We start from the raw sequence: 24330 nt of genomic DNA on the forward strand, positions 1-24330 counted from the left end.
ATACATATGTATACAGATCCTATTGCAGATTATTTGACTAGAGTTCGTAACGCTGTGGCTGCAAACCACAAAGTTGTTGAAATTCCAGCTTCTAATCTAAAAAAAGAAATAACTAAGATCTTATTTGATCAAGGTTATATCTTGAGTTACAAATTTGAAGACAACTCTGTTCAGGGTTCAATCAAAATTGCTTTGAAGTATGATAAAGATACTAAAGAGCCTGTAATTAAAGATATCCAAAGAATTAGTAAACCTGGTTTACGTAAATATGCAGGTGCTGCCAAATTACCAAGAATCCTTAATGGATTAGGAATTGCAATTGTTTCAACTTCAAAAGGTCTTATGACTGGAAAGCAAGCGAAACAATTAAATGTAGGTGGTGAAGTAATTTGTTACGTATACTAATTTTAAAGACTAAATAAGATGTCAAGAATAGGTAAAAGCCCAATTGTAATCGCTGCTGGAGTAACTGTAGAAGTTAAAGACGGTATCGTTACGGTAAAAGGAAAAAAAGGTCAACTAACCCAGGAGTTTTCGGACATTACTGTAAAAGTTGAAGGCGATCAGGTTCTATTAGAAAGATCGTCTGATCATAAAGACCAAAGAGCAAAACACGGATTATACAGATCATTAATCAATAATATGATAATTGGTGTATCTGAAGGTTTTACAAAAGAACTTGAATTAGTTGGAGTTGGTTATAGAGCTTCAAACCAAGGTCAAAAGTTAGATTTAGCTCTTGGATATTCTCACAATATTGTTTTAGAAGTTGCTCCAGAAGTAGTTTTAGAAACAATATCTGAAAAAGGTAAAAACCCTATAGTAAAATTAACATCATTTGATAAACAACTTTTAGGTCAGGTTGCTGCGAAAATCAGAGGTTTCCGTAAGCCAGAACCATACAAAGGAAAAGGTGTTAAATTTGTGGGTGAAGTATTAAGAAGAAAAGCAGGTAAATCAGCTTAAAAAATAAGATTATGTCATTAACAAAATCTGATAGAAGACAGAGAATTAGATTCAGAATTAGAAAATCGATCAGTGGTACTGCTACTAATCCAAGACTATCTGTATTTAGAAGTAACAAAGAAATTTACGCTCAACTTATTGATGATGTAAATGGAGTTACTATATTAGCTGCATCTTCAAGAGAAAAAGAAATAGGAAAAGGTACTAACGTTGAAATCGCTGCTGCTGTTGGAAAACTAGTTGCAGAGAAAGCGTTAAAAGCTGGGATTGATACCATCACTTTTGATAGAGGAGGTTATTTATATCACGGTCGTATTAAATCATTAGCAGAAGGCGCAAGAGCGGCTGGACTTAAATTCTAATATATTATGTCTAAATACAAAAATGTAGAATTGGTAAAACCAAGTGGTCTTGAACTTAAAGATCGTCTGGTAAGTGTTAATCGTGTTACTAAGGTTACAAAAGGGGGTAGAGCTTTCGGTTTTTCTGCTATTGTAGTTGTAGGTGATGAAAACGGAGTAGTTGGTCACGGATTAGGAAAATCTAAAGACGTTTCTGAAGCAATTGCGAAAGCAGTGGAAGATGCTAAGAAAAATTTAGTAAAAATTCCTTTGAACGGACAATCTGTTCCTCACGAACAAAAAGGTAAATTTGGTGGTGCACGTGTATTCTTAATTCCTGCTTCTCATGGTACGGGAGTTATTGCTGGTGGAGCTGTTCGTTCAGTTCTTGAATCAGTAGGTATTCACGATGTATTATCTAAATCTCAAGGATCATCAAATCCTCATAACGTAGTGAAAGCAACTTTTGATGCTTTATTACAAATGAGAAGCGCTTACACTGTTGCAAAACAAAGAGGTGTTTCTTTAGAAAAAGTTTTTAAAGGTTAATTCAAGGAAATTATGGCTAAATTATTAGTAAAACAAGTAAGAAGCAAAATCAACTGTCCTCTTTCTCAAAAGAGAGGTTTGGAAGCTTTGGGTCTACGTAAAATGGGACAAGTTGTAGAGCATGATTCAAACCCTGCTATCCTTGGGATGATAAACAAAGTTAAACACTTAGTTTCTGTCGAAGAAGCTAAATAACAAATACTGTTATGAATTTAAGTAACTTACAACCAGCTGAAGGGTCAACACACAATCAAAATAAAAGATTAGGTAGAGGAGAAGGTTCTGGAAAAGGTGGCACTGCTGCAAGAGGTCACAAAGGAGCAAAATCTCGTTCTGGTTATTCTAAAAAGATTGGTTTTGAAGGAGGGCAAATGCCACTTCAAAGACGTGTGCCTAAGTTTGGTTTCACAAACATCAATCGTAAAGAATACGAAGGTGTTAATTTAGATACGCTTCAATTATTAGTAGACAATGGTGTGATTACTGATTCTGTTTCTATGACAGATTTCGTAGCAAATCGTCTAGCTACCAAAAATGAAATCGTTAAGATTTTAGGTAGAGGAGAGTTGAAAGCAAAATTAAAAGTAACTGCCCACAAATTTACTGCTACTGCAAAAGCTGCTATTGAAGCTGCTGGTGGAGAAGCTGTAACTATATAACTTATCTATTAAGATGAAGAAATTTATTGAATCAATAAGTAATGTTTGGAAAATCGAAGAACTGAAAAACAGAATCTTAATTACATTAGGATTGCTTTTAGTATATCGTTTTGGTGCACACGTTACGCTTCCTGGAATTGACGCAACTCAATTAACTGGTTTAGCGGGACAAACTAAAAATGGTTTAGGATCTATCCTAGACATGTTTACTGGGGGTGCTTTCTCTAAAGCTTCAGTTTTTGCTTTAGGTATTATGCCTTATATTTCTGCGTCTATTGTGGTTCAGTTGATGGGAATTGCGATTCCTTATTTACAAAAACTTCAGAATGATGGAGAAAGTGGTAGAAAAAAGATTAATCAAATCACTCGTTGGTTGACTATAGCTATTACACTGGTTCAAGGTCCAACTTATATCTATAATTTATACAGAACATTGCCTGGTAGTGCATTCTTACTAGGCTTTAATTCTCCTGAATTTTTGTTCTCGTCTGTTATTATCTTAGTTACAGGTACAATTTTTGCTATGTGGCTTGGAGAAAAAATTACTGATAAAGGTATTGGAAATGGAATTTCATTATTAATTATGGTTGGTATCTTAGCTCGTTTACCGCAAGCTTTTATTCAAGAGTTTACTACGAGAGTTACCAATAACAATGGTGGTCCAATGTTATTAGTTATTGAAATTATTGTGTGGTTGTTAGTGATCATCGCTTGTGTGTTGCTTACAATGGCGGTACGCAGGATCCCGGTTCAATACGCTCGTCGTACAACAACTGGTGATTATGAGCAAGATTTAGCAGGTGGTAATAGACAATGGATTCCTCTTAAGCTTAACGCTTCTGGAGTTATGCCAATCATTTTTGCTCAGGCAATTATGTTTATTCCTGCAGCTGTAGCTGGATTGTCTAAATCAGACACATCACAATCTATTGTTGGAGCATTTAGTAATATGTTCGGTTTTTGGTATAATTTTGTATTTGCAACTTTAATTATTGTATTTACATTCTTCTACACTGCAATTACTGTTCCTACGAACAAAATGGCTGATGATTTAAAAAGAAGTGGTGGTTTTATCCCGGGCGTTCGTCCAGGTGCTGAAACTTCAGACTTCTTAGATAAAGTGATGTCTTTAATAACTTTCCCAGGATCTTTATTCCTTGCTTTGATTGCTGTGTTCCCAGCTATTGTTGTAAGTATTATGGATGTACAACAATCTTGGGCAATGTTTTTTGGAGGTACCTCATTAATAATTATGGTTGGAGTTGCAATAGATACTATTCAACAAATCAATTCATACTTGTTAAACAAACATTATGATGGTTTAATGAAGACTGGTAAAAATAGAAAAGCGGTAGCTTAATATATTTATGGCAAAACAATCAGCAATAGAACAAGACGGATCAATCATTGAAGCATTGTCAAATGCGATGTTCCGTGTAGAGTTAGAAAATGGACATATTGTAATTGCTCATATTTCTGGAAAAATGCGTATGCATTACATCAAATTATTACCTGGTGATAAAGTGAAACTAGAAATGAGTCCTTATGATTTGTCAAAAGCAAGAATTACTTATCGATATTAAAGGATATTCACTATGAAAGTTAGAGCATCAGTAAAAAAGAGAAGTCCCGAGTGCATTATTGTGCGTAGAAAAGGGAGATTGTACGTAATAAACAAAAAGAATCCTAGATTTAAACAAAGACAAGGATAATTATGGCAAGAATAGCAGGGGTAGATATCCCAAAAAATAAAAGAGGTGTTATAGCACTTACCTATATCTTTGGATTAGGAAGAAGTAGAGCTATTGAGATTTTAGAAAAAGCTCAAGTTAGCCAAGACAAAAAAGTTCAAGATTGGAATGATGATGAGATCGGAGCGATTCGTGATGCAGTTTCATTTTACAAAATTGAAGGAGAATTACGTTCTGAGGTTTCTTTAAACATCAAACGTTTAATGGATATTGGATGTTACAGAGGTATCCGTCATAGATCTGGTCTTCCGTTAAGAGGGCAAAGAACTAAAAACAACTCTAGAACAAGAAAAGGTAAAAGAAAAACTGTTGCGAACAAGAAAAAAGCAACTAAATAATAAGTAATATGGCTAAAGCAACTGCAAAAAAACGTAAAGTTATCGTTGAATCAACGGGTGAAGCTCATATTTCTGCCACTTTCAACAACATTATCATTTCTTTGACAAATAAGAAAGGTGAAGTTATTTCTTGGTCTTCAGCTGGTAAAATGGGTTTCAGAGGTTCTAAAAAGAATACTCCGTACGCAGCTCAAATGGCAGCAGAAGATTGTAGTAAAGTAGCTCTTGAGGCAGGACTTAAAAAAGTAAAAGTTTATGTAAAAGGACCAGGAAACGGACGTGAGTCTGCTATTCGTTCTATTCATAACGGTGGAATTGAAGTTACAGAGATTATCGATGTTACTCCAATGCCTCACAACGGATGTCGTCCTCCAAAGAGACGTAGAGTTTAATTTTATTTATTCATAGTATAAACAAGGTAGAATATAGATTATCGAAGGATTTGACCTGAATTCATAATCTCTACCTTAAATTTAATTTTTTAGAAATGGCAAGATATACTGGTCCTAAAACTAGAATTGCTCGTAAATTTGGCGAGGCAATCTTCGGAGATGATAAATCTTTCGAAAAAAGAAATTACCCACCTGGACAACACGGGATGGCTAAAAAAAGAGGTAAAAAATCTGAGTACGCTGTTCAGTTAATGGAAAAGCAAAAAGCTAAATATTCTTATGGAATTTTAGAAAAACAATTCAGAAATTTATTCAAAAAAGCATCAGCTACTAAAGGTGTTACTGGTGAAGTTCTTTTACAATTATGTGAAGCAAGATTAGATAACGTTGTTTTTAGAATGGGTATCGCTCCTTCTAGAAGAGGTGCTAGACAATTAGTTTCTCACAGACACGTTACTGTTAATGGTGAAGTTGTAAATATCGCTTCTTACCACCTTAAACCTGGTGATAAAGTTGCAGTTCGTGAAAAATCTAAATCTTTAGAAGCTATCGAACGTTCTTTGTCAAATTCAAGTCATGTTTATGAATGGATTACTTGGAATAATGATCTTAAAGAGGGAACTTTTGTTTCTGTACCTGCAAGACTTCAGATTCCAGAAAACATTAAAGAACAATTAATCGTAGAGTTGTACAACAAATAATAATTGACTTAGTCGAAATTTATGGCAATATTTAATTTTCAAAAGCCCGATAAAGTTATCATGATCGATTCAACCGATTTTGAAGGTAAATTCGAATTTAGACCTTTAGAACCTGGTTATGGATTGACAGTTGGTAATGCACTTAGAAGAGTTTTGCTTTCAGCATTAGAAGGTTATGCAATTACATCTGTTCGTATCGAAGGTGTAGATCATGAGTTTTCTACTATTTCAGGTGTTGTTGAAGATGTTACCGAAATTATCCTTAATCTAAAACAAGTACGTTTCAAACGTCAGATTGAAGATATCGATAATGAAGCAGTTACAATTTCTGTTTCTGGTAAAGATCAATTGACAGCAGGTGATTTTCAAAAATTTATTTCAGGTTTTCAAGTTTTGAATCCAGACCTTGTTATCTGTAATTTAGATTCTAAAATCAAATTGAACTTCGATTTAACAATCGAAAAAGGTAGAGGATATGTTCCTGCTGAGGAGAACAAAAAACAGAATGCTGCAATTGGAACCATTTTTACAGACTCTATTTTTACTCCGGTAAAAAATGTAAAATATGCAATTGAAAACTTCCGTGTAGAACAAAAAACAGATTATGAAAAATTAGTTTTTGAAATTAAAACTGATGGATCTATTAATCCAAAAGATGCTCTTACTGAAGCTGCTAAGGTTTTAATTCACCACTTCATGTTGTTTTCTGACGAAAGAATTACACTCGAGGCTGACGAAATTGCACAAACAGAATCGTATGATGAAGAGTCATTGCATATGAGACAATTGCTTAAAACTAAGCTTGTTGATATGGATTTATCTGTGAGAGCATTAAATTGCTTGAAAGCGGCTGAAGTTGATACACTTGGTGATTTAGTATCGTTCAATAAAAATGACCTGATGAAATTCCGTAATTTTGGTAAAAAATCTTTAACAGAGCTAGATGAACTTGTAGCAGTTAAAAATTTAACTTTCGGAATGGATTTAGCTAAATACAAATTAGATAAAGAATAATTCAATCCGCCACGGCGGATTAAATTTAAAATAGCAATGAGACACGGAAAAAAATTCAATCACTTAAGCAGACAGACTGGACATAGAAAAGCTATGTTAGCTAATATGGCTTGTTCTCTTATTGAGCACAAACGTATTAACACTACTGTTGCTAAGGCTAAAGCGCTTAAACAATTCGTTGAGCCTTTAATCACAAAATCAAAAGAAGATACGACTCACAATCGTCGTATTGTTTTTGCTTACTTACGTAGCAAATATGCGGTAACTGACTTGTTCAGAGACGTAGCTGCTAAAGTTGGAGACCGTCCAGGTGGATACACTCGTATCATTAAAGTTGGAAATCGTTTGGGAGATAATGCTGATATGGCAATGATCGAACTTGTAGATTTCAATGAACTTTACAATGGAGGTAAAAAAGAAGTTAAAAAAGCAAAAAGCCGTCGTGGTGGTAAAGCAAAAAAAGCTGAGGAAACTACTGAAGCTCCAGCTGCTGAGTCTGAAACGACTACTGAAGCTTCTGAATAATTATGAAAGTAATGATTCTATAAAAATCAAGGATAAGCTAATTTTTAGTTTATCCTTTTTTTTTGATTTTTTTTGAGGTAATCTGATTTTTAACTTATTTGATTCATGAGGTTTTATTTTTATGAAGGAAAGTTTTAAAAAATCTTGGAGACACTCTTTTAAAGAAGTAAATTTGCAAAATATCTAATTACAAATGGAACAGGTTTGCCTGATTCATTAGACGATAAAAAACAATACAAATTAAAGAATGAAATACACTACACGACAAAGCGCCATTTTATTACTTAGTGATGGAACTATTTTTCACGGAAAATCTATCGGAATTAGCGGTAAAACTTTTGGTGAAGTTTGTTTTAATACAGGAATGACAGGATATCAGGAAATATTTACAGATCCTTCTTATTTTGGTCAAATATTAGTCGCTACTAATGCGCACATTGGAAATTATGGTGTTAATGATTTGGAAATAGAGTCAGACAGCGTCAAAATTGCTGGTTTAGTTTGTAAAAACTTCAGCTTTAATTATTCACGTGAAGATTCTTCCGGAAGTCTGGAAGATTATTTTATTAAACAGAATTTAATCTGTATTTCTGATGTTGATACTCGTGCATTAGTAAGCTATATCCGTGACAACGGAGCTATGAATGCTGTTATATGTACTGATGGAACTTCGGTTGAAGAGTTGAAAAAAGAATTGGCAAATGTGCCAAACATGGAAGGTTTAGAGTTGGCTTCAAAAGTATCGACTACTGAACCTTATTTTTTTGGAGATGAAAATGCTACTTATAAAATATCAGCTTTAGATCTTGGAATTAAAAAGAATATCTTAAGAAATCTTGCCAAAAGAGATTGTTACATTAAAGTTTTTCCATATAATTCAACCTATAAAGATTTGACCGCGTTCAATCCAGATGGGTATTTCTTGTCAAATGGGCCTGGGGATCCTGATCCTTTATTTGGTGCGATACAAGTTGCAAAAGAAATTATAGCAGATGATAAACCACTATTCGGAATTTGTTTAGGTCATCAGGTTATAGCTTTAGCAAACGGAGTTAAAACTTATAAAATGTTCGGTGGTCACCGTGGTATTAATCATCCAGTAAAAAATATTATCACTGGTAAAGGCGAAATAACTTCTCAAAACCATGGTTTTGCTGTAAAAAGAGAAGCTTTGGATGGTCATCCTGAGTTGGAAATTACTCATGTACATCTTAATGATGATACAGTTGCAGGAATGCGAATGAAAAATAAGAATTGTTTTTCTGTTCAATATCATCCCGAAGCAAGTCCCGGACCACATGATTCATCTTATTTATTCGATCAGTTTGTTGAGAATATAAAATTAGCAACTGCTAAAACGATATAGTTAATAAATAAAGCTATTTAATAGTAAGAATGCATTTATTCTATTAAATATTTTTATAATTTCGAAAAAAAATATAATTTATTAATAAAAAACAAAAATAATGAGTATTATAATTAAAGTTCACGCAAGACAAATTTTTGATTCTAGAGGTAATCCTACTATTGAAGTTGATGTAGTAACTGAGAATGGGGTTTTAGGTAGAGCCGCAGTTCCATCTGGAGCTTCAACTGGAGAACATGAGGCTGTTGAATTACGTGACGGAGGAAAAGCTTTCTTAGGAAAAGGAGTTTTGAATGCAGTGAATAATGTAAATACTGTTATTGCTGAAGAGTTAGTTGGAACTTCTGTTTTCGAACAAAACACAATTGATCAGTTAATGATTGATTTAGATGGAACTCCAAATAAATCTAAATTAGGAGCTAATGCTATTTTAGGAGTTTCTTTGGCTGCTGCAAAAGCTGCTGCAAATGAATTAGGATTGCCGTTATACAGATATGTTGGTGGAGTTTCTGCTAATACATTGCCTGTGCCTATGATGAATATCATCAATGGCGGTTCTCACTCTGATGCACCTATTGCATTTCAAGAGTTTATGATCTTCCCTGTAAAAGCAACTTCATTTACACATGCAATGCAAATGGGAACTGAAATTTTCCACAGCTTGAAAAAAGTATTACATGACAGAGGTTTAAGTACTGCTGTAGGTGACGAAGGAGGTTTTGCTCCAAATTTAGCCGGAGGAACTGAAGATGCTCTTGATACTATAAAATTGGCAGTTGAAAAAGCGGGTTATTCTTTCGGTGACGAAATTATGATTGCTCTTGACTGTGCTGCATCTGAATTTTATGTAAACGGTAAATACGATTATACTAAATTTGAAGGTGAAACAGGAAAAATCAGAACTTCTGAAGAGCAAGCTGATTATTTAGCTGAACTTGCTGCTAAATATCCAATTATTTCTATCGAAGATGGTATGTACGAAGATGACTGGAATGGATGGAAATATTTAACGGATAAAATTGGAGATAAAGTACAATTAGTTGGTGATGATTTATTTGTTACTAATGTTGAGCGTTTGTCTACAGGTATTGAAAAAGGAATTGCAAATTCAATTTTAGTAAAAGTAAACCAAATTGGTACTTTGACTGAAACTATTGCAGCTGTAAACATGGCTAAAAATGCAGGTTACACTTCAGTAATGTCTCACCGTTCTGGTGAAACAGAGGATAATACTATTGCCGATTTAGCTGTGGCTTTAAATTGTGGTCAAATTAAAACAGGTTCTGCTTCTCGTTCTGATCGTATGGCAAAATACAATCAATTATTAAGAATTGAAGAAGAATTAGGAAGTACTGCTTATTTTCCGGGGTTAAAAGCTTTCAAGATTAAATAATTGTAAGGTTATATATAGATTTAGACCATCCATTTTCTAATGGATGGTTTTTTTTTGGAGTTTTAACAAATTCATAGCAGTATTCCTTTTTTAATTAGTCTTAAATTCCTTAGATTTGATAAATTATTATTTTAAAGATTTATTTCCGATATATTATGTCAAAAATAGCTACATTAGAAGTAGATGGTCAAAAAATTGAGCTTCCGGTTATTACAGGGAGCGAAAATGAATCAGCTATCGATATTAACAAATTACGTGATTTAACTGGAGTTATCACAATTGATCCGGGTTATAAAAATTCTGGTTCTTGCAAAAGTGAAATCACTTTCTTAGACGGAGAATTAGGAATTTTGCGTTACAGAGGGTATTCAATCGAAGATTTAGCTGAAAAGGCAAATTTTTTAGAAGTGTCTTATCTTTTGATTTTTGGTGAATTGCCAACAGCTCAACAATTAGAGCAATTTGAAAATGATATTAAAAAGCATACTTTGGTAAACGAAGAAATGAAAAATATCATTGATGGATTTCCAAAAACAGCCCATCCAATGGGAGTTTTATCTGCTTTAACAAGTGCTTTGACAGCATTTAATCCAAAAGCAGTAAATGTTGACAATGAAAAAGAAATGTACGAAGCTATTTGTAAAACAATGGCAAAATTTCTTGTAATTGCTACTTGGACGTACAGAAAATCAATGGGTTATCCGTTGAATTATTATGACAACACAAAAGGATATGTAGAAAACTTTATGCAATTGATGTTTCAATTGCCTACAGGACCTTACAAAGCAAGTCCAGTTGTTATTGACGCCTTAGACAAATTATTTATTCTTCATGCTGATCACGAGCAAAACTGTTCTACATCGACAGTAAGAATGGTTGGTTCATCTCATGCTGGTTTATTTGCGTCAATCTCTGCAGGAGTTTCTGCACTTTGGGGTCCTCTTCATGGAGGAGCTAATCAGGCCGTTCTGGAAATGTTAGAAGAAATTAACAAAGACGGTGGAGATACAGATAAGTTTTTAGCGAAAGCAAAAGATAAAAACGATCCTTTCCGTTTAATGGGATTTGGCCACAGAGTTTATAAAAACTTTGATCCGAGAGCGAAAATTATCAAAAAAGCAGCTAAAGAAGTTTTAGAAACTTTAGGTGTTAATGATCCAATTTTAGAGATTGCTAAAAAGCTAGAATCGGCTGCTCTTGAAGACGATTACTTCAAATCAAGAAATTTATATCCAAACGTAGATTTCTATTCGGGAATTATTTACAGAGCATTAGGAATTCCAACTGATATGTTTACAGTAATGTTTGCTATTGGTAGATTACCAGGCTGGATCGCACAATGGAAAGAAATGCGTGAAAACAAAGAGCCAATCGGAAGACCTAGACAAATTTATACAGGGCATCCATTGAGAGACTTTAAGCCTAATAAATAAAATAACTTTAAAGCTTCACTTAACTGTGAAGCTTTTTTTATATTTGCTCAAAATATAATAGAGTTATGTTGCAATTAAATATAAAGAACGAAACGTCAAGACTGCGTGCCGTAGTTTTGGGTTCTGCCGTTCATAATGGGCCAACTCCATCTTTAGGTGAAGCCTATGATCCCAAATCATTGGAACATATTAAGGCAGGAACTTATCCTGTTGAAAAGGATATGGTTGCTGAAATGGATGCTTTTAATGCTGTTTTTCAGAAGTATGATGTAATAGTTTATCGTCCCGAAATGATTGAAAATTACAATCAAATTTTTGCAAGAGATATTGGTTTTGTTATAGATGATATTTTTGTAAAATCGAATATTTTACCTGATAGAGAACGTGAATTAGATGCGATTCAATATGTTATTGATCAAATAGATTCTTCAAAAGTAGTTCGCCCGCCTGAGGAAGTTCACATTGAAGGGGGGGATGTGATGCTGTGGAATGATCATATTTTTATCGGGACTTATAAAGGAAGCGATTATAAAGATTATATCACGGCAAGGACCAATATGTACGGTGTAAACTATATTAAAGAATTATTTCCGAATAAAATTGTCAAAGAGTTCGACTTGGTAAAATCTAAATTAGAAGCTCGCGATAATGCTTTACACTTAGATTGTTGTTTTCAGCCTGTTGGAAAAGATAAAGGGATAATTTATAAAAGAGGTTTTCGCGAAGAAGCTGATTATTTATATTTAGTCAATCTTTTTGGAAAAGAAAATCTATTCCACATTGAAAGAAACGAAATGTATCATATGTTTTCGAATGTATTTTCTATTGATGAAAATGTAGTTGTTTCTGAGAAAAATTTTACACGTTTGAATAATTGGCTTCGTGCAAACGGATTTACAGTTGAGGAAATACCATATGCTGAAATTGCCAAACAAGAAGGTTTGTTAAGATGCTCGACTTTACCATTAATTAGAGATTAAATAAGTTCCAAGTTTCAGGTTTTAAATTTGGGAAACCTGAAATATGGAAAAAAAACATAAAGAAAATGAGACAAACAACAAATGCAATCGTAATGATTCGTCCGGTTGCTTTCAGAATGAATGAGCAAACAGCAGTGAATAATTATTACCAAAAAGTATTAGACGGACTTTTGCCAAGTACAGTGAATGCAAAAGCTCAACAAGAGTTTGACACTTTTGTTGAAAAACTGAGAGCAGTAGGTGTTGATGTTACGGTTATTGATGATACTTTAGAAACGGATACGCCAGATAGTATTTTTCCAAATAACTGGGTTTCTTTTCATGAAAATGGAGATGTAGCTCTTTATCCCATGTTTGCTGAAAATCGCCGTCAGGAGCGTCGTGAAGATATTTTAGATACTCTTGAAGAAAAGGGTTTTGAGATTGCTAATATAATGGATTATACATCTGCAGAAGATGATGGATATTTTTTAGAAGGAACAGGAAGTTTACTTTTAGACCGTGCAAATGCAAAAGCATATTGTGCTTTATCCCCTCGTGCTGATGAAGAATTGTTTATAGAGTTTTGTGAAGACTTTGATTATGCTCCGGTAATTTTTGAAGCATTTCAAACTGTTGATGGAGAACGTAAGCTAATCTATCATACAAACGTAATGATGTGTTTAGGAGAGACTTTTGCAGTAATTTGTGCAGATTGTATTGATGATAAAAAAGAACGTAAAATGGTTCTGGAAAATCTAAAGGCAGATAAAAAAGAAATTATTCTGATTACAGAATCACAAGTAAATAATTTTGCCGGAAATATGCTGGAGGTAAGAGGTACAAATGACAAGAAATACATTGTTATGAGTGCATCAGCACATCAAAGCTTAACTCCAAAGCAAATTGCCCAATTAGAAAATCATGCTGAAATTCTAAGTTCAAGTTTAGATACTATCGAAGCTTGCGGAGGAGGAAGTGCAAGATGTATGATGGCTGAAGTGTTTTTACCAAGAAATTAAAAAATTAATAAAAATATAAAAAGAGGGATAAAACGTAAAAAAAAGTTCTATCCCTTTTTATTTATGTGAGATTTAAAACTGATTTACATCAAATTTCCTTTTATGATATTAATGATTGAACTCACTATATATTGAATTCCTATAGAAATTACAATAAAACCAACAATTCGTGATATCGCTACAATTCCTGAAGCACCTAATATTCTTGCTAAATAATGGGCACTTTTTAAAATAGCAAAAATGGCAACCGCAATCGCTAAAATGGCTAAACTCGAAATAATAATTTCATTCATTTGGTGATGTTCCTGATAGAAAGCAATCAATAATGATATTGAACCTGGTCCGGCAAGCATAGGGATTGCTAAAGGAGTTAAAGCAATATCATTTCTTTGGTGAGCTTCATTTTCAATCTTTTTATTAATTCCTCTTTTTTTATTGAATTTCCCTGAAAGCAATGAGAACCCCGAATTTACAATGACAATTCCGCCGGCAATTCGAAGGGCGTCAATACTAATTCCGAAAAAAGTCAGAACATATTGACCTATAAAATAAGATACAATCAAAATAATAAAAACGTTTATTGCAGTCCACAATGAGATTCGGGAACGTTCTTTTTGAGAATCATGTTGGGTAAGGCCAACAAAAATAGGAACAGTACCAATTGGATTTAAAACCGAAAAAAGAGCAGCAAATAAATAAATGAAAAGATCCATAGAGTTTTGGTTAGTAAAGTAAAAATAATCAAATTTTAATTGAACAAAGTAAAATCATGTTAGGATATTGTTTTATTGATTGAATTCTAAATTAATAAGATAAACCAAGCTCATTCTTTTTGATTACTTTTGCGTTATATTTTAAAAATAATGAAAAATAAAAAAACTTTAGTTCTGGGAGCTACTACAAAACCAGATCGATACGCATATAGAGCTATAAACATGTTGGTTCAAAAAGGACATACTGTATTAGCAATTGGTCAAAATACCGGTGAGGTTGCCGGAGTGAAAATTTACACTAAAGCAATACCTGTAAAAAATATAGACACAGTAACCTTGTATTTAAATCCAAGTCGTCAGCGTGATTATTATAATTATATTATTGAAGCGCAGCCCAAAAGAGTTGTTTTTAATCCCGGAACTGAAAATCCAGAATTATATCAATTACTGGAGCTGAATAATATTAAGGCTGAAGTGGCTTGTACTTTGGTTTTATTGGCTACTAATCAATATTAATTTTTTAAGAGCTAATCACGCTATTCGTTTCAAACGAAGTTCACTGAACTCCAATTAAATGAAAACAAGGTGAAGTAATCTTTTTGTTTTTAAAGGAAAAACAAAAAGCATTTCTCTCAAAGCTTCGGGACTATCGGGGCTAAAAAGCAACATTAAAGTATTACTTTTGTCGTTATGGAATTTTCATCAAAATTAATAGAAAAAGCAGTTAACGAAATGTCTCAATTACCCGGAATTGGTAAACGTACGGCATTACGATTAGTTCTTCATTTGTTAAAACAACCGAAAGAACAAACTGGTTTTTTATCTCAGGCATTATTAAACATGCGAGAGGATATAAAGTTTTGTGAAAGCTGTCATAATATATCAGATACAAAGGTTTGCGAAATTTGTGCAAATGCAACTAGAAATCATCAGACTATTTGTGTCGTTGAAGATATTCGTGATGTAATGGCTATTGAAAATACAGGTCAATATAAAGGAATCTATCATGTTTTGGGTGGTAAGATTTCACCAATTGAAGGTGTTGGTCCCAGTCAGTTAAATATTTCGAGTTTGGTTGAGAAGGTAAAGAACGGAAAAGTAATAGAAATTATTTTTGCACTGAGTTCAACAATGGAGGGAGACACGACAAATTTTTATATCTATAAACAAATTGGTGAGTCAGAGATTATAATCTCAACAATTGCAAGAGGAATAGCTGTTGGCGATGAATTAGAATATGCAGATGAAATTACGCTCGGAAGAAGTATTTTACATCGTGTTCCGTTCGAAAAAACTTTTAAAAATAATTAAATACACCCAAATATAAGTTAGATTTCCTGAGAATTAAAGGAAAAGCTATATTTGCGATAAATTTTTAATAATGACAAAAAAGAGCTTTTATATACTAATACTAATTAGTGCACTATTTACATCCTGTATTCCGGTAAAAGATTTATGGTATTTACAGGATAAAAACAATTCAGGCGAGCAAAATACAGTTTCGGCTGTAGAATCTAAACCTTATAGACTGCAGGTAAATGACGTTTTAAGTGTTAATATAAAAGCTATTGATCCTAAATTGGTTTCGATTTTTAATACAACAGAAAGTACAACTACAGGAAAATCAGAATCAGCTTTGTATTTTGATGGATTTACTGTCGATGATCATGGTAATATTAGGATGCCGATTTTAGGCGAAATAAATGTCATAGGATATACTTTGGAAGAAGTTAGACTTATGATCGAGAAAAAATTACTCGAAGAATATTTTAAAAGTGAGGCAAATGTTTTTGTGACAGTAAAACTCGCTGGTTTCAGATATACAATAAATGGGGAAGTTGGAAGCACAGGGACTAAAACATTGTTTCAGGCGCATGTAAATGTTCTGGAAGCAGTTGCCAACGCTGGAGATATAACTACTGTAGGTAATAGAAAAGCCGTGATGATCATTCGTCAAACTCCAACCGGAGTGCAGATGAATGAAATTGATCTTACAGATGTCAACGTAATGAAATCCCCTTATTATTATTTGCAACCTAATGATTATATCTACGTAAAACCATTGAGACAGAAAACATGGGGAACTGGTCAAACCGGTATACAGTCAATCGGTACTATAATTACCTTATTGTCATTGGCTACAACTGTATATTTAATTATCAAAAACTAAAGTAAATTCAAAAAATGTTAGATATAAAAGATTTTTCCATTTTTGAGAATCATTCAAATTTTGATTTTAAAGGATTTTTATTAAAAATTCTTAGCTACTGGAAATGGTTTTTAGTTAGTTTGATTATTGCATTTACGATTGCCTATCAGGTAAATATCCGCAAAGAAAAAATCTACGGAATGCAAACGATGATTTCTATTAAAGAGGAAAGCAATCCGTTTTTTACATCTAACACAAGTTTGGTTTTTAATTGGGGAGGTATTTCAGATCAGGTAAACGGAATATCAACCATATTGCAATCTAGATCCCATAATGAATTAGTAGTTAGTAAATTACAGTTTTATATCGATTACCTAACACAGGGAAAATATAATTTGGTAGATGCTTATGGTGCAGTTCCTTTTTATGTAGATATTGACAAATCAAAAGGTCAGCTTGCCAATGTTTTAATAGGAATAAAATTTTTAAGTCCCAATGAATATGAAATCCGAATTCCATTTGAAAATAATTCAGTTTCACTAATTAATTATTCTGACAATTCTTATTCCAATACAGCTGTTCAACCCACTGAGTTTGTGAAAAAATATAAAGTTGGAGACCAGGTTTCATTGCCTTTTCTGAATTGGAAATTACAAATAAATGATAATCCGGGACTTTATAATGGAAATGAATACTTTGTAAGATTTAATGATTTTGATGGTACAGTTTCCCGATATAAAGGAATCAATGTTGACGCTGATGATAAAGCGGGTTCCATATTAACCTTAGGAATGCAGGGCACAAACAAAGCCAGAATGGTTGAATATTTGAATTCGACAGTAAAAATGTTAATCAAAATTCAACTTGATGGTAAAAACCAATTTGCAACTAATACAATAAGATTCATCGACAGTACTCTTGTTGCTATGGAGTCGCAATTGAAACAAAATGGTAACGAATTAAAGTCTTTTAGAAAAGATAAAAACATCTACGAAATCGAAGGTGGAGGTGCTAAGTTTTCGGACAAAATAATGGATTTTGATGTTGAAAGAGATCAGGTTTCCAGAAAAATAGCGTACTACAATTCCTTAAAAATGTACTTGAATAATAGTGTTGATTATTCAAGATTGCCAGCTCCGTCTGTTGCAGGAATTGAAGATCCTAATATTGTGGTTGCTGTATCAAAACTTATTGCGCTTTCTACCCAAAGATCAGAAATGGCTTATGCTGTAAAAAGTGAAAAGATTTTTAAGGATTTTGATAATCAAATGCAGGCACTTAAAAGTGTCCTTTTAGAAAATATTGCTTCAGCAAAATCATCATTATTGTATGATTTGTCATTGGTAAACGCTAAAATTGGCGAGGCAGAAAGTGTTGTAAAACGTCTTCCGGAAGAGCAGCAGGAATTGTTAAAGATTAAGAGGAAATATGATTTAAACGATAATATTTATACGGAATTTCTTCAGAAGAGAAATGAAGCAGAAATCGTAAAAGCATCTAATTTATCTGACATCCATTTTATAGATCCTGCAAAAGATATTGGAGGAGGATTAATTGGGCCAAAAACTTCTGTGAATTATGTTTTAGCGCTCTTTCTTGGTTTCCTGATTCCGTTGCTGTTTGTGTTTGGTATTTTCTTCATTAATGACTCTATTCAGAATACTGATGATATTAGTAAATTAACGCAAATTCCGTTAATTGGTGTTGTTGGAGTTAATAAAGATAATGTGAGTTTGGCAGTATTTGATAAACCAAAATCGGCCCTTTCTGAAGCTTTTAGAACAATTCGTTCCTCCTTACAATTTTTGTATAAAAAACAGCAGGTAAGCGGATCAAAGACTTTAATGATAACCTCTTCAATTAGTGGAGAAGGAAAAACATTTTGCTCTATCAATATTGCAACTGTTTTTGCCTTAAGTGAGAAAAAAACAGTTATTATCGGTTTGGATTTAAGAAAGCCAAGATTAGCTGATGAATTTAATTTAACTACTCAACTGGGTGTTGTGAATTATTTGATTAAACAGAATAGCTTGTCTGAAATTACTAACTCCACCCAAATTCCAAATCTGGATGTTATTCTTTCAGGACCTATACCTCCTAATCCTTCTGAGCTTATTTTAAGTGATGCAATGAAAGAACTGGTAGATGAATTGAAACAGAAATATGATTATATAATTTTGGATACACCTCCCGTAGGATTGGTTTCTGATGCATTAGAGTTGGCTCAGTATGCAGATGTCACATTGTATATTGTAAGACAAAATTATACGAAAAAAGATATGATTACGTTGTTGAATACAAGAATAAAAAGAGGTGAGCTTAATAATGCGAGTATTGTGTTTAACGGGTATGAGAATAAAGCTAAGTATGGATCAGGTTATGGTTATGGTTACGGCGCCTATTCTAACGGATATCATGAAGAGGAAGAAAAAGCACACTTCTTAAAAAGTATTTTTAATAGATTTAATAAAAAATAATCTGACTTAAATGAAAACACCAACTCAAAATACTATTCTTATTACTGGAGGTGCAGGTTTTATTGGTTCAAATTTATGCGAACATTTTCTAGAATTAGGTCATAAAGTAGTTTGTTTAGATAATTTTTCAACTGGTCACAGACATAATTTAAATGATTTTATAAATAATCCAAACTTTAAATTAATTGAAGGTGATATTCGAAATATAAATGATTGTATTCTAGCTGTTGAAGGTGTTGATTATGTTTTACATCAGGCGGCGCTTGGTTCTGTTCCAAGATCAATTAATGATCCTATAACCACCAATGATGTAAATGTTTCAGGATTTTTAAATATGCTTGTTGCTTCTCGTGATGCGAAAGTTAAGCGTTTTATATATGCTGCGAGTTCTTCAACATATGGAGATTCTCAAGGCTTGCCAAAAGTGGAGGATGTTATCGGGAAACCATTATCTCCATATGCCATTACAAAATATGTAAATGAATTGTATGCGGAGTTTGTTAGCAGAACATATGGATTAGAAACTATTGGGCTGCGTTATTTTAATGTTTTTGGAAGAAAGCAAGATCCTAAAGGTGCTTATGCAGCGGTAATTCCCAAGTTTGTAATGCAGTTAATGAATTATGAAAGTCCCGTAATTAATGGTGATGGAAATTATTCAAGAGATTTTACTTATATCGATAATGTAATTCAAATGAATGAATTGGCAATGACAAGTCAAAATCCACAGGCCATAAACACAGTTTACAATACTGCATTCGGTGATCGAAATACATTAAATGATTTGGTAGGTTATTTGAAAAAATATCTAGCCGAATTTGATTCTAAAATTGCAGATGTGGAAATAGTTTATGGTGCCAATAGAGCTGGCGATATTCCGCATTCATTGGCGAGTATAGAAAAAGCAAAATCAATATTGGGTTATAATCCAAAGTATTCTTTACAAGAAGGATTGAAAGAAGCTGTTAGCTGGTATTGGAATAATTTGAAATAATAGAGATTAAGATAAGAATAAGATAAATGAAAATTACAAAAATTTGTTGCATTGGTGCAGGTTATGTTGGAGGTCCAACAATGGCAGTAATTGCTCAAAAATGCCCACATATTCAAGTCACTGTTGTTGATTTGAACGAACAAAGAATTAAAGATTGGAACGATCCAAATACGGATAATATTCCAATTTATGAGCCAGGTCTTTCCCAAATTGTCGCAGAGGCAAGAGGTAGAAATCTTTTCTTTTCGACAGAAGTAGATAAAGCAATTGATGAAGCTCAGGTGATTTTTATCTCAGTAAATACGCCAACCAAAACTTATGGAAAAGGAAAAGGCATGGCAGCCGATTTGAAATATATTGAATTGTGCGCCAGACAGATTGCAAAAGTGGCTAAGCACAATAAAATTGTAGTGGAGAAATCTACTTTGCCTGTTCGAACAGCCGAAGCAATTAAGAGCATTTTAGATAATACAGGAAATGGGGTTCAATTCCAAATATTATCAAATCCTGAGTTTTTAGCGGAAGGAACAGCGGTAACAGATTTATTAAATCCGGATAGAATTTTAATTGGTGGTGATACAACTCCGGAAGGAGAAGTAGCAATTAATGCTTTAGTTGATGTTTACGCAAACTGGGTAGATAAAGATAAAATTTTGACCACAAATGTTTGGTCTTCAGAGTTATCAAAATTAACTGCGAATGCATTTTTAGCACAACGAATTTCGTCAATAAATGCAATGTCAGAATTATGTGAAAAAACGGGTGCCGACGTGAATGAAGTTGCAAAAGCAATTGGAATGGATAGCAGAATAGGGCCAAAATTTCTAAAAGCTTCGGTAGGTTTTGGAGGTTCTTGCTTTCAAAAAGATATTCTGAATTTGGTTTATATTGCAAAGTCATATGGATTAAATGAAGTAGCAGATTATTGGGAACAGGTTATTATAATGAATGATCATCAAAAAAGAAGATTTTCAAATAAAATAGTTCAAACATTATATAATACAGTCGCTGATAAGAAAATTACGTTTTTAGGATGGGCTTTCAAAAAAGACACTAACGATACTCGAGAGTCCGCAGCTATTTATGTGGCTGATGATTTAATCAATGAGCAGGCTAAAATATCTGTTTATGACCCGAAGGTTTCGAGAAATAAAATGTTGAGTGATTTAGATTACTTACAAACCAGATCAGTTGAAGAAAATAGTAATGCATTGACGATATTTGATAATGCTTATGAGGCCTCTAAAGGAGCACATGCTATCGCCATTTTAACAGAGTGGGATGAATTTACAACCTACGATTGGCATAAAATTTACGATTCTATGCATAAACCTGCATTTCTTTTTGATGGAAGAAATATATTAGACGCCAAAGAAGTGGAATCAATTGGATTTATTTATAAAGGAATAGGTTCGTAAAGTATAAAAATATGTTGAAGTAAAAGTTAATAGAAATAATAGGAGATGTTGGTTTGAGTATTTTATTTCAATAAAGAAATTATGAATTGGTATGTAGTTTATACAAAGCCCAAATGGGAGAAAAAAGTAGCGGAGAAACTTGTGCAAACAGGAATTGAATGTTATTGTCCTTTAATTACACAGATCAAGCAATGGTCTGACAGGAAAAAAAAGGTTGAAGTGCCGCTTTTTAATTCTTATGTATTTGTTCAATTACCGGATGCTGATCGAAATACTGTTTTTGCAGTTCCAGGGGTAGTTCGTTATTTATTTTGGTTAGGGAAACCTGCCATTGTGCGAGATGAAGAAATTAATATTATAAAGAAAAATCTTAATGCCTCGAACATAGCTGATATTTCTGTGTCGTCAATTCAGGTGGGTGACAGAATAAAATTAGATTCGGGTGCGTTTAGTAACCAGGATGCAATTGTTCAGGAAATATCAAAAACGTATTATATTTTGGTTTTGGAATCCTTAGGATGTGTTTTGAAAATAAAATACAATTAAGATTTCGATAATCTGATGGTTGATATTTTAAAACTCTAAGTAAAATTTCGCTTATATGAAGTTTGTTTTTTATTTTTTTGTAGTAAAATATTTTATAACCTGACTGATAGTAGGTTGGTACAATTTTATTTTTTTTAATTGTTTGTTTTTGGCCTATTACGGGAAACCGTATTGATTAAATTGACTTATTATGTTATATTTGCCGAAAATGAATTTTTTTTAGGGTGTCTCTGTCAAATTATGTGACTCAGAACGGCGAAGCCATGAATTGTAATGAAGCAAATATAAAAAAGTAATGAAATTGGAACAAAAAATAAAAATAGCTGTGATTGGCTTGGGTTATGTTGGTTTACCTTTAGCCAGGTTATTTGCTACAAAATATTCAGTTGTTGGTTTCGATGTTAGCGAATCAAGAATAACTACTTTAAAAACTGGAACAGATACAACATTAGAAATTGATGACACTACTTTGCAAAAAGTTTTGGTTTATGATGCCAATGATGAAAAAGGTCTATATTGTACTAGTTCTTTAGATGATATTGCTAATTGCAATTATTTTATAATTACAGTTCCTACCCCGGTTGACAAAAATAATCGTCCAGATTTAACACCATTGTATAAGTCAAGCGAATCAGTTGGTAAAGTGCTAAAGAAAGGTGATATTGTAATTTATGAATCAACAGTTTATCCTGGTGTTACAGAAGAGCAATGTGTTCCCGTATTAGAAAGAATTTCAGGATTAAAATTTAATGTAGATTTCTTCGCAGGTTATTCACCTGAAAGAATAAATCCGGGAGACAAAGAACATACAGTTGAAAAAATACTTAAGGTTACTTCAGGATCAACTTCTGAAATTGGCTTAAAAGTTGACGAACTTTATAAATCGGTAATTACAGCGGGGACCTATCTAGCTCCAACAATAAAAATCGCTGAAGCAGCAAAAGTAATCGAAAATTCGCAACGAGATATCAATATTGCTTTTGTAAATGAATTAGCAAAAATATTCAATCTAATGAATATTGATACACAGGAAGTTTTAAAGGCGGCATCTACAAAATGGAATTTTTTACCTTTTAAGCCTGGTTTAGTTGGTGGACATTGTATTGGTGTAGATCCCTATTATTTAGCACAAAGAGCACAAGAATTTGGCTATCATCCTGAAATAATTTTGGCAGGACGACGTTTAAATGACAGTATGGGCGAATACGTCGCATCGCAGGTGGTAAAGTTGATGATCAAAAAAGGAATTTCTGTTAATGGAGCTGAGCTACTAATGCTTGGAATTACTTTTAAAGAGAATTGTCCCGATGTAAGAAACACAAAAATTGTAGATGTTGTTAAAGCGCTAACTGAATATGGAATTTCAGTAGTAATATTTGATCCTCTTGCTAATGCAAATGATGTAAAAAAAGAATATAATTTAATAACAAATAACAGTATTCCAAATAATAAATTTGACGCAATTGTTTTAGGTGTATCTCACGCAGAATTTTTAGAATTAAATTTTGCTGAATTACTAAAACCAAATAGTTTATTATATGATGTAAAAGGAATTTTGGGTACTATAGCTGACAATAGATTATAGTAGTTAAATTTCTTTTTTATTAAGAAAATATGGAAACAAATAACTCAATTATACATGTTATTTTAACTGGAGGGGTAGGCAGCAGATTATGGCCCCTTTCTCGCAAAAGCCAACCTAAACAATATTTAGAAATATTTGAAAATAAATCCTTATTTGAAATGACAGTTGATCGTAATAGTCATTTAGCAAATAAAGTAATGGTGGTAGGAAATGTAGATAATCATCATTTAAGTGGTAAAGTAATGAATAAAACAAATACTACTTATGTTAATATCGTTGAAGCGACACCAAGAAATACAGCAGCAGCTATTGCTTTTGCAGCATTTGCATCAAATCCTGACGATATATTAATTGTAACCCCATCCGATCATATTATTGATCATATGGAAAATTACAACAAAGCAATTAAGGAAGCAATTTCGAAAGCAAAAGATGGTTACATAGTGACTTTTGGAATTATTCCCACCAAACCAGAAACGGGTTATGGTTATATCGAATCAAAAGGAGATAAAGTGATTTCTTTTCGTGAAAAACCTAATGAAACGACGGCAAAAGAATTCATTGCAAAAGGAAACTTTTTATGGAATAGTGGAATGTTTTGCTTTAAAGCGGGTATTCTCCTCGAAGAACTAAAACAATTTCAACCAGACGTCTATGAAAAATCAAGGGCCGTTTGGGAATCGAGTAAAGATGGTTTCTTAGATTTAAATCTTTCATTAGAAATCCCATCAATAAGTGTTGATTACGCTGTAATGGAACGTAGTAAAAAAATTAAAGTAGTTCCCGCATCATTTTCCTGGTCAGATTTAGGCTCATTTGAATCGGTATATGATTACTTGGTGTCAAATGGTCATCCTATCGATAAAAACGGTAATATGGTTATAGGAAGTGAGAAGCATACAACATTTCTAGGGTTGAAAAATACTATTTTTGTTTATACTGATACAGCCAATTTAATTTTGCAAAAAGAAAATTCACAAGATGTAAAGGATATTTACAATGAATTAGAAAAACAAAATTCTGACCTTTTAAATTAATA

General features: G+C 32.9%; 29 protein-coding genes. 28 read left to right on the forward strand and 1 reads right to left on the reverse strand.

Annotated features, from left to right (window positions below; genetic code table 11):
• Positions 1 to 6: 6 nt before the first annotated feature.
• The 19 genes from rpsH (at position 7) to ctlX (ending at position 13409) form a co-directional block, all read left to right on the forward strand.
• Positions 7 to 405 carry a 30S ribosomal protein S8 gene (gene rpsH, locus ASC72_RS20485; RefSeq protein WP_017495014.1) on the forward strand — a complete coding sequence of 133 codons (399 nt, stop codon included), beginning with the start codon at positions 7 to 9 and terminating at the stop codon, positions 403 to 405.
• Positions 406 to 423: 18 nt separating this feature from the next.
• Positions 424 to 966, forward strand: a complete 543-nt coding sequence (gene rplF, locus ASC72_RS20490) for a 50S ribosomal protein L6 (RefSeq protein WP_056195281.1) — start codon at positions 424 to 426, stop codon at positions 964 to 966.
• 11 nt (positions 967 to 977) lie between these two features.
• A complete protein-coding gene (rplR, locus tag ASC72_RS20495) occupies positions 978 to 1328 on the forward strand; it encodes a 50S ribosomal protein L18 (RefSeq protein WP_007803661.1) in 351 nt (116 codons plus the stop codon).
• Between the two features lie 3 nt (positions 1329 to 1331).
• The gene (rpsE, locus tag ASC72_RS20500; protein ID WP_085950271.1) at positions 1332 to 1856 is read left to right on the forward strand and encodes a 30S ribosomal protein S5; all 525 of its coding nucleotides are present in this window, start codon (positions 1332 to 1334) and stop codon (positions 1854 to 1856) included.
• 12 nt (positions 1857 to 1868) lie between these two features.
• Positions 1869 to 2051, forward strand: coding sequence for a 50S ribosomal protein L30 (gene rpmD, locus ASC72_RS20505; protein ID WP_017495010.1), 183 nt, complete (start codon positions 1869 to 1871; stop codon positions 2049 to 2051).
• 11 nt (positions 2052 to 2062) lie between these two features.
• On the forward strand, positions 2063 to 2515 hold the full coding sequence (rplO, locus tag ASC72_RS20510) for a 50S ribosomal protein L15 (RefSeq protein ID WP_026982954.1): 453 nt from the start codon (positions 2063 to 2065) through the stop codon (positions 2513 to 2515).
• 13 nt (positions 2516 to 2528) lie between these two features.
• On the forward strand, positions 2529 to 3875 hold the full coding sequence (gene secY / locus ASC72_RS20515; protein ID WP_056195286.1) for a preprotein translocase subunit SecY: 1347 nt from the start codon (positions 2529 to 2531) through the stop codon (positions 3873 to 3875).
• A gap of 7 nt (positions 3876 to 3882) precedes the next feature.
• Positions 3883 to 4098, forward strand: coding sequence for a translation initiation factor IF-1 (gene infA, locus ASC72_RS20520; RefSeq protein WP_007136545.1), 216 nt, complete (start codon positions 3883 to 3885; stop codon positions 4096 to 4098).
• Positions 4099 to 4110: 12 nt separating this feature from the next.
• On the forward strand, positions 4111 to 4227 hold the full coding sequence (gene ykgO, locus ASC72_RS23800) for a type B 50S ribosomal protein L36 (RefSeq protein ID WP_072945378.1): 117 nt from the start codon (positions 4111 to 4113) through the stop codon (positions 4225 to 4227).
• Positions 4228 to 4229: 2 nt separating this feature from the next.
• Positions 4230 to 4604: a 30S ribosomal protein S13 gene (rpsM, locus tag ASC72_RS20525; RefSeq protein WP_007803675.1), complete on the forward strand. Its 375-nt coding sequence runs from the start codon at positions 4230 to 4232 to the stop codon at positions 4602 to 4604.
• Positions 4605 to 4612: 8 nt separating this feature from the next.
• Positions 4613 to 4996: a 30S ribosomal protein S11 gene (rpsK, locus tag ASC72_RS20530; protein ID WP_007803677.1), complete on the forward strand. Its 384-nt coding sequence runs from the start codon at positions 4613 to 4615 to the stop codon at positions 4994 to 4996.
• Between the two features lie 95 nt (positions 4997 to 5091).
• Positions 5092 to 5697: a 30S ribosomal protein S4 gene (gene rpsD, locus ASC72_RS20535; RefSeq protein WP_026982953.1), complete on the forward strand. Its 606-nt coding sequence runs from the start codon at positions 5092 to 5094 to the stop codon at positions 5695 to 5697.
• 21 nt (positions 5698 to 5718) lie between these two features.
• Positions 5719 to 6711 (forward strand): DNA-directed RNA polymerase subunit alpha, encoded by a 993-nt coding sequence (locus ASC72_RS20540; RefSeq protein WP_026109818.1) that lies wholly within the window; start codon positions 5719 to 5721, stop codon positions 6709 to 6711.
• A gap of 36 nt (positions 6712 to 6747) precedes the next feature.
• On the forward strand, positions 6748 to 7236 hold the full coding sequence (gene rplQ / locus ASC72_RS20545) for a 50S ribosomal protein L17 (protein WP_007803683.1): 489 nt from the start codon (positions 6748 to 6750) through the stop codon (positions 7234 to 7236).
• Positions 7237 to 7483: 247 nt separating this feature from the next.
• Complete coding sequence (gene carA / locus ASC72_RS20550) at positions 7484 to 8602, forward strand: glutamine-hydrolyzing carbamoyl-phosphate synthase small subunit (protein WP_056195289.1); 1119 nt, start codon at positions 7484 to 7486, stop codon at positions 8600 to 8602.
• A 100-nt stretch (positions 8603 to 8702) separates the two neighbouring features.
• Entirely contained in the window at positions 8703 to 9995 is a 1293-nt protein-coding gene (gene eno, locus ASC72_RS20555) for a phosphopyruvate hydratase (protein WP_056195292.1), read from the forward strand.
• Between the two features lie 155 nt (positions 9996 to 10150).
• Positions 10151 to 11428 (forward strand): citrate synthase, encoded by a 1278-nt coding sequence (locus ASC72_RS20560; RefSeq protein ID WP_056195295.1) that lies wholly within the window; start codon positions 10151 to 10153, stop codon positions 11426 to 11428.
• A gap of 65 nt (positions 11429 to 11493) precedes the next feature.
• Entirely contained in the window at positions 11494 to 12408 is a 915-nt protein-coding gene (locus tag ASC72_RS20565) for a dimethylarginine dimethylaminohydrolase family protein (protein ID WP_056195300.1), read from the forward strand.
• Between the two features lie 65 nt (positions 12409 to 12473).
• On the forward strand, positions 12474 to 13409 hold the full coding sequence (ctlX, locus tag ASC72_RS20570) for a citrulline utilization hydrolase CtlX (protein WP_056195303.1): 936 nt from the start codon (positions 12474 to 12476) through the stop codon (positions 13407 to 13409).
• Positions 13410 to 13492: 83 nt separating this feature from the next.
• On the opposite strand, the gene ASC72_RS20575 is transcribed toward ctlX, so the two are convergent.
• Positions 13493 to 14122 (reverse strand): MarC family NAAT transporter, encoded by a 630-nt coding sequence (locus ASC72_RS20575; protein ID WP_056195307.1) that lies wholly within the window; start codon positions 14120 to 14122, stop codon positions 13493 to 13495.
• A 150-nt stretch (positions 14123 to 14272) separates the two neighbouring features.
• On the opposite strand from ASC72_RS20575, the gene ASC72_RS20580 reads away from it, so the two are divergent.
• From ASC72_RS20580 to ASC72_RS20620, 9 genes are all read left to right on the forward strand, one after another.
• Positions 14273 to 14638 (forward strand): CoA-binding protein, encoded by a 366-nt coding sequence (locus ASC72_RS20580; RefSeq protein WP_056195310.1) that lies wholly within the window; start codon positions 14273 to 14275, stop codon positions 14636 to 14638.
• A 174-nt stretch (positions 14639 to 14812) separates the two neighbouring features.
• Entirely contained in the window at positions 14813 to 15433 is a 621-nt protein-coding gene (recR, locus tag ASC72_RS20585; RefSeq protein ID WP_056195313.1) for a recombination mediator RecR, read from the forward strand.
• Between the two features lie 70 nt (positions 15434 to 15503).
• Positions 15504 to 16292: a polysaccharide biosynthesis/export family protein gene (locus ASC72_RS20590; RefSeq protein ID WP_056195316.1), complete on the forward strand. Its 789-nt coding sequence runs from the start codon at positions 15504 to 15506 to the stop codon at positions 16290 to 16292.
• Positions 16293 to 16306: 14 nt separating this feature from the next.
• Complete coding sequence (locus ASC72_RS20595; RefSeq protein WP_056195321.1) at positions 16307 to 18748, forward strand: polysaccharide biosynthesis tyrosine autokinase; 2442 nt, start codon at positions 16307 to 16309, stop codon at positions 18746 to 18748.
• 10 nt (positions 18749 to 18758) lie between these two features.
• On the forward strand, positions 18759 to 19742 hold the full coding sequence (locus ASC72_RS20600; RefSeq protein ID WP_056195324.1) for an SDR family oxidoreductase: 984 nt from the start codon (positions 18759 to 18761) through the stop codon (positions 19740 to 19742).
• A gap of 26 nt (positions 19743 to 19768) precedes the next feature.
• The gene (locus tag ASC72_RS20605; protein ID WP_056195327.1) at positions 19769 to 21160 is read left to right on the forward strand and encodes a UDP-glucose 6-dehydrogenase; all 1392 of its coding nucleotides are present in this window, start codon (positions 19769 to 19771) and stop codon (positions 21158 to 21160) included.
• Between the two features lie 81 nt (positions 21161 to 21241).
• On the forward strand, positions 21242 to 21706 hold the full coding sequence (locus ASC72_RS20610) for a UpxY family transcription antiterminator (protein ID WP_056195330.1): 465 nt from the start codon (positions 21242 to 21244) through the stop codon (positions 21704 to 21706).
• A gap of 295 nt (positions 21707 to 22001) precedes the next feature.
• Positions 22002 to 23291, forward strand: coding sequence for a nucleotide sugar dehydrogenase (locus ASC72_RS20615; protein WP_056195333.1), 1290 nt, complete (start codon positions 22002 to 22004; stop codon positions 23289 to 23291).
• 29 nt (positions 23292 to 23320) lie between these two features.
• Entirely contained in the window at positions 23321 to 24328 is a 1008-nt protein-coding gene (locus tag ASC72_RS20620; protein ID WP_056195336.1) for a mannose-1-phosphate guanylyltransferase, read from the forward strand.
• Positions 24329 to 24330: the final 2 nt, after the last annotated feature.

This window comes from Flavobacterium sp. Root420, assembly GCF_001427905.1.
Taxonomy (GTDB): domain Bacteria; phylum Bacteroidota; class Bacteroidia; order Flavobacteriales; family Flavobacteriaceae; genus Flavobacterium.

What these genes read in the sequence shown, in the direction of transcription:
- ctlX (WP_056195303.1), top strand. Translation starts at nt 12,474, where the DNA reads ATGAGACAAACAACAAATGCAATCGTAATGATTCGTCCGGTTGCTTTC.
- ASC72_RS20560 (WP_056195295.1), top strand. Translation starts at nt 10,151, where the DNA reads ATGTCAAAAATAGCTACATTAGAAGTAGATGGTCAAAAAATTGAGCTT.
- ASC72_RS20620 (WP_056195336.1), top strand. Translation starts at nt 23,321, where the DNA reads ATGGAAACAAATAACTCAATTATACATGTTATTTTAACTGGAGGGGTA.
- infA (WP_007136545.1), top strand. Translation starts at nt 3,883, where the DNA reads ATGGCAAAACAATCAGCAATAGAACAAGACGGATCAATCATTGAAGCA.
- rplR (WP_007803661.1), top strand. Translation starts at nt 978, where the DNA reads ATGTCATTAACAAAATCTGATAGAAGACAGAGAATTAGATTCAGAATT.
- ykgO (WP_072945378.1), top strand. Translation starts at nt 4,111, where the DNA reads ATGAAAGTTAGAGCATCAGTAAAAAAGAGAAGTCCCGAGTGCATTATT.
- rpmD (WP_017495010.1), top strand. Translation starts at nt 1,869, where the DNA reads ATGGCTAAATTATTAGTAAAACAAGTAAGAAGCAAAATCAACTGTCCT.
- rpsD (WP_026982953.1), top strand. Translation starts at nt 5,092, where the DNA reads ATGGCAAGATATACTGGTCCTAAAACTAGAATTGCTCGTAAATTTGGC.
- rpsH (WP_017495014.1), top strand. Translation starts at nt 7, where the DNA reads ATGTATACAGATCCTATTGCAGATTATTTGACTAGAGTTCGTAACGCT.
- rplQ (WP_007803683.1), top strand. Translation starts at nt 6,748, where the DNA reads ATGAGACACGGAAAAAAATTCAATCACTTAAGCAGACAGACTGGACAT.
- ASC72_RS20595 (WP_056195321.1), top strand. Translation starts at nt 16,307, where the DNA reads ATGTTAGATATAAAAGATTTTTCCATTTTTGAGAATCATTCAAATTTT.
- ASC72_RS20540 (WP_026109818.1), top strand. Translation starts at nt 5,719, where the DNA reads ATGGCAATATTTAATTTTCAAAAGCCCGATAAAGTTATCATGATCGAT.
- ASC72_RS20565 (WP_056195300.1), top strand. Translation starts at nt 11,494, where the DNA reads ATGTTGCAATTAAATATAAAGAACGAAACGTCAAGACTGCGTGCCGTA.
- ASC72_RS20605 (WP_056195327.1), top strand. Translation starts at nt 19,769, where the DNA reads ATGAAAATTACAAAAATTTGTTGCATTGGTGCAGGTTATGTTGGAGGT.
- rpsK (WP_007803677.1), top strand. Translation starts at nt 4,613, where the DNA reads ATGGCTAAAGCAACTGCAAAAAAACGTAAAGTTATCGTTGAATCAACG.
- recR (WP_056195313.1), top strand. Translation starts at nt 14,813, where the DNA reads ATGGAATTTTCATCAAAATTAATAGAAAAAGCAGTTAACGAAATGTCT.
- ASC72_RS20590 (WP_056195316.1), top strand. Translation starts at nt 15,504, where the DNA reads ATGACAAAAAAGAGCTTTTATATACTAATACTAATTAGTGCACTATTT.
- ASC72_RS20610 (WP_056195330.1), top strand. Translation starts at nt 21,242, where the DNA reads ATGAATTGGTATGTAGTTTATACAAAGCCCAAATGGGAGAAAAAAGTA.
- carA (WP_056195289.1), top strand. Translation starts at nt 7,484, where the DNA reads ATGAAATACACTACACGACAAAGCGCCATTTTATTACTTAGTGATGGA.
- rplO (WP_026982954.1), top strand. Translation starts at nt 2,063, where the DNA reads ATGAATTTAAGTAACTTACAACCAGCTGAAGGGTCAACACACAATCAA.
- ASC72_RS20615 (WP_056195333.1), top strand. Translation starts at nt 22,002, where the DNA reads ATGAAATTGGAACAAAAAATAAAAATAGCTGTGATTGGCTTGGGTTAT.
- ASC72_RS20580 (WP_056195310.1), top strand. Translation starts at nt 14,273, where the DNA reads ATGAAAAATAAAAAAACTTTAGTTCTGGGAGCTACTACAAAACCAGAT.
- eno (WP_056195292.1), top strand. Translation starts at nt 8,703, where the DNA reads ATGAGTATTATAATTAAAGTTCACGCAAGACAAATTTTTGATTCTAGA.
- ASC72_RS20600 (WP_056195324.1), top strand. Translation starts at nt 18,759, where the DNA reads ATGAAAACACCAACTCAAAATACTATTCTTATTACTGGAGGTGCAGGT.
- rpsM (WP_007803675.1), top strand. Translation starts at nt 4,230, where the DNA reads ATGGCAAGAATAGCAGGGGTAGATATCCCAAAAAATAAAAGAGGTGTT.
- ASC72_RS20575 (WP_056195307.1), bottom strand. Translation starts at nt 14,122, where the DNA reads ATGGATCTTTTCATTTATTTATTTGCTGCTCTTTTTTCGGTTTTAAAT.
- secY (WP_056195286.1), top strand. Translation starts at nt 2,529, where the DNA reads ATGAAGAAATTTATTGAATCAATAAGTAATGTTTGGAAAATCGAAGAA.
- rplF (WP_056195281.1), top strand. Translation starts at nt 424, where the DNA reads ATGTCAAGAATAGGTAAAAGCCCAATTGTAATCGCTGCTGGAGTAACT.